The sequence below is a fragment of the Nocardia mikamii NBRC 108933 genome, assembly GCF_001613505.1.
Classification (GTDB): Bacteria; Actinomycetota; Actinomycetes; order Mycobacteriales; family Mycobacteriaceae; genus Nocardia; species Nocardia mikamii.
The window spans coordinates 1-4,734 of sequence record NZ_BDCM01000034.1 but is presented as its reverse complement, the minus strand read 5'-3'; the positions used below and the strand labels follow the sequence as shown (position 1 = coordinate 4,734).

General features: G+C 72.2%; 1 protein-coding gene. It reads left to right on the top strand.

What is annotated here, in order from left to right; genetic code table 11:
- Window positions 1-4,734 (top strand): type I polyketide synthase (locus tag NMI01S_RS33590; RefSeq protein ID WP_157126514.1); only part of this gene is annotated, 4,734 nt, incomplete at both ends.

The window sequence follows — 4,734 nt, the reverse complement described above, 5'->3', positions numbered from 1 at the left end:
ACCGATTACCGCGGCCGGGTAGCCCTCGCGGCCGTGAACGGCCCTGAGGCCGTGGTGCTTTCCGGTGTCGAGGAGGCAATCGCCGAGCTGGAGACCAGGCTGCGCGCGGACGGGGTGAAAACCTCGCGACTGCGGGTCAGCCATGCCTTCCACTCGCCGCTGATGGATCCGATCCTGCCGGAATTCGAGGCATTCGCGGCCGGGCTGACCTACGGCAGCACCCTGGTGCCCGTGATTTCGAACGTCTTCGCCGTCCCGGGCGGCGACGCGTTCGCCGATTCCTTGTACTGGGCGGGACATATCCGGGACACCGTGCGCTATGCGCCCAGCGTGCAGACGCTGGTGGACATGGGTGTCCGGCGCTTCGTAGAGGTGGGACCCGACGCGGTGCTGACCCCGATGACCCGGCAGTGCCTGCCCCCCGAGATCGAGTCGCGATCGATGATCGCGGCGTCGTCGCGCCGCGGTGCCGACGAGGCCCGCCGACTGGTCACCCTGCTCGCCGAGGCGGAGATCGCCGGGATCGAGGTGAACTGGGAGCCGCTGTTCGCCGGCCGGGCGCCGGTGCGAATCCCGTTGCCCACCTACGTCTTCCAGCGTCGCCGCTACTGGCTGACCGCGAACCGGGCGCCGGTGGGCGGGCTCGACCATCCGGTGCTCCGGGCCGCCGTACCGGTGGCGGGCACCGACGAATGGCTGTTCACCGGCAGCGTATCGGCCGACCGGCACAGCTGGGTCGCCGACCACCCGGTGTTCGGGACTCCGGTGGTGCCGGCAACCGCGCATCTCGAGCTGGCCTCGGCGATCGGTGCACGGCTCGGCCTGCCCGTGGTGGCCCAGGCATCGTTCGACATCCCATTGGTGCTCGGCGACAGCGAGGTCGAGTTGCAGGTCGCGGTCGCTGCCGCCGATGCCGAACGCGGACGGGAATTCACGATCTATTCACGGCCGGCGGGCCGCGACACCGGCGCGGACTGGGTGCCGCACGCGACCGGAACGCTGTCCGCCGCTCCCGGCGACTCGGCCGAGGTCGGCTGGGATCGGGTGTGGCCGCCGGAGGACGCCGATCCGCTCGACGTGACCACGGTGTACCGGCGGGTGGCCGGCCTGGGCATGGCCTACGGGCCGTCCTTCCGCGGCATGCGTGCGCTATGGCGGCGCGGCGACGAGGTGTTCGCCGAGGTGTCGTTGGATGCGGACGCCTCGGCCCAGGCGAGCGGTTTCGGAATTCATCCCGCGCTGTTCGACGCTTGCCTGCATCCGGCGCTCGATTTCGTCATGGACGAGTTGCCCGCCGGCCGGGTTCCGCTGCCGGTGTCGTTCCACGAACTGCGCCTGACGCGGGTCGGATCGGGATCGGTGCGGACGCGGGCGATCATGCTGGGCAACAACAGGATTCGGCTCGATGCGGTCGACGAGTCCGGTGCGCCGGTGCTGAGCGCCGCCACGATCGAGGTTCATCCGGTCGAGCGGCGGACGGTGGAACGGGTGCGCGCCGGGGTGACGACCGTGCCGCTGCACCACGTGGAGTGGATCCGGGTCGCCGGCGGCGCGGCGGCGGGCGAACCGACGTCGTGCGTCGTGCTGGGCGGCGGCACCGTGCGCGGAATCGATCGGCGGATAGCGGGACCGGCCGAGATCACCGCGGGCGACACCGCGATCTGGGTGGCCGGCGACGGTATCGGGCCGGCGGACGCCGACGATCCGGAATCTCTCGCCGAGCGCGGACGGCATACCGTGGCCGCCGCCCTCGACATCCTGCGTTCGTGGCTGACCGCACCCGAGACTGCGGATTCGCGGCTGGTGGTGGCGACCCGCGACGGCTGGGGGCCGGGCGAGACCTGCGATCCCGTCGCGGCGGCGGTGGCGGGTCTGGTTCGCAGCGCCCAGGCCGAACATCCGGGCCGGATCGTGCTGCTCGACAGCGACGAGGAGTGCGACGCCGCAACGGTTTTCCGCGCGAGCGCCACGGCGGAACCGCAGCTGGCGTTGCGGTCGGGTGCGCTGTTCGCGGCTCGGGTGCGCCGGACGACCGCTCCGGCGCGCACCGCCGACACGCCCGTGCCGTGGCATGCGGGGACGGTGCTCGTCACCGGTGGTACCTCCGGACTCGGCGCACTGGTCGCCCGGCATCTGGCCGCCGAATACGGGGTGGGCCGGTTGCTGCTGGTATCCCGGCGCGGACGGGCCGGTGCCGGGGTGGCCGAGCTGGTCGCGCAGCTGTCCGCCCTGGGCGCCGACGCCGAGGTAGCGGCGTGCGATGTGAGCGATGCGGCGGCGGTCGCCCAGCTCGTCGCCGCACTTCCGGCGGACCGGCCGCTGTCGGCGATCGTGCACGCGGCGGGCGTGGTCGAGGACGGCACCGTGGAAACCCTGTCGGCCGAGCAACTGGATCGGGTGCTGCGACCGAAGGTCGACGGCACCTGGGCGCTGCATCGGGCGAGCGCCGCGAACGGCGCCGCGTTGATCGTCTTCTCGTCGGTGGCCGGTCTGGCCGGGGCGCCCGGGCAGAGCAACTACGCCGCGGCCAACGCCTTCGCCGACGCCGTGGTGCGGATGCGGCGGAGACAGGGCCTGCCCGGCGTCTCGGTGGCGTGGGGGCCGTGGCAGGCGAGCCACGGCATGACGGGCGAACTCGGTGCGGCCGGCCTGGACCGGTTGCGCCGCTTGGGTTTCCGGGCGCTGGACGAGCGGATGGGCCTGTCGTTGTTCGACGCGGCGGTGCGGGCCGACACCGAACTCGTCGTCGCCGCCGATTTCGACACCACCGGTTTGGCCGAACAGGCCGAGGCGGGCGCGCTGCCGAAGGTACTGAGTTCGCTGATCGCGACGACCGCGTCCGCCGCGACCCCGGCGGGCACCGCGACCGGCCGGCTCGCCGCGGCCACACCGCAGGAGCAGCCCGAGGTCGCGCTGGCCCTCGTCCGCGAGGCCGCCGCCGCGGTTCTCGGGCATTCGTCGGCGACCGCTGTCGACCCCGAAACCGCTTTCACCGAGCTGGGTTTCGACTCGCTCGCAGGTGTCGAGTTCCGCAACCGCCTGGCCAAGGCCACCGGGATGACGCTGCCCGCGACGCTGGTGTTCGATCACCCGACGGCGAACGCGGTGGCGGCCTATCTGCTGTCTCACCTCGCGGATGCGCCGCGCCCCGCCGTCGCCGCCCGGGCCCCGCGCCGGGCCCGCGTCGACGAACCCATCGCGGTGGTCGGGATGAGCTGCCGCTATCCGGGCGGTGTGAGCTCGCCGGAGCAGCTGTGGAACCTGGTGGCGGCCGGGACGGACGCGATCGCGCCGTTCCCCACCGACCGCGGCTGGGATCTCGACCGGTTGATCGATCCGGACCCCGACAAACCCGGTACGACCTATGTGCGGGAAGGCGGATTCCTGGACGACGCCGGAGCTTTCGATCCCGGGTTCTTCGGGATCAGCCCGCGCGAAGCGGTGGCGATGGACCCGCAGCAGCGCCTGATGCTCGAATCCTGCTGGGAGGCACTGGAGAGCGCGGGAATAGATCCGACCTCGCTGCGGGGCAGCGGAACCGGGATCTTCGTCGGCGCTACGCCCTCCGGCTACGCGGAACGGGTGACCGGCCGCTACGAGGGTTTCCGCATGACCGGTAACTCCGACAGTGTGACCTCGGGCCGCGTCGCCTACGTGCTGGGCCTGCAGGGGCCCGCGATGACCGTGGACACCGCCTGCTCGTCGTCGTTGGTCGCCCTGCACCTGGCCTGTCAGGCCCTGCGCAACGGCGAGACCGATCTGGCGCTGACCGGTGGTGTGTCGGTCTCCGGCAGTCCGGAACTGTACGTGGATTTCGCCCGCCAGCGGGGGCTGGCAGCGGATGGGCGGTGCAAATCGTTTTCCGCCGACGCCGACGGCGTCGGTTGGTCGGAAGGAGTGGGAGTCCTCGTCCTGGAACGGCTTTCGGACGCCCGTCGGCGTGGGCACGATGTTCTGGCGGTCCTGCGCGGCAGCGCGGTGAACTCCGACGGCGCCTCGAACGGCCTGACCGCGCCCAACGGTCCCTCGCAGGAGCGCGTGATCAACGCGGCCCTGGCCGCCGCCGGATTGGAGCCCGCCGATATCGACGCCGTCGAAGCGCACGGCACCGGCACGCCGCTGGGTGATCCGATCGAGGCGCGGGCGTTGATCGCCACCTATGGCCAGGGCCGCACCGAGCCGGTGCGCATCGGCTCGCTGAAGTCGAATATCGGACATTCGGTGGCGGCGTCCGGGGTCGGTGGGGTGATCAAGATGGTGCAGGCGCTGCGGCACCAGGTGCTGCCCGCGACCCTGCATGTGGGCAGGCCGTCTCCGCACGTCGATTGGTCGGCGGGGGCCGTGGAACTGCTGACCGAGGCGCGGCCCTGGGCGCCCGGCGCCCGGGTGCGCCGGGCCGGAGTGTCCTCGTTCGGGATCAGTGGCACCAACGCCCATGTGATCGTGGAAGAGGCGCCGGCGGTCGAGAACCCGGTTCGGACAACGGAAATGGCTCCCGCCCTGGCCTGGGTGCTGTCGGCGAAATCCGAGGCGGGCCTGCGTGCGCAGGCGCAGCGGCTGCGCGACTGGGTGGCCGACCGGCCCGATGCCGATCCCGCGGATATCGCCCGGTCTCTGGTCGAGACCCGCGCACACCTGGAGTACCGCGCCGCCGTCGTCGGCCGCGACCGGCACGAACTGTCGACCGCCCTGGGCGACCTGGCCGACGGCCGCACGACGCCGAACGCGCTGACC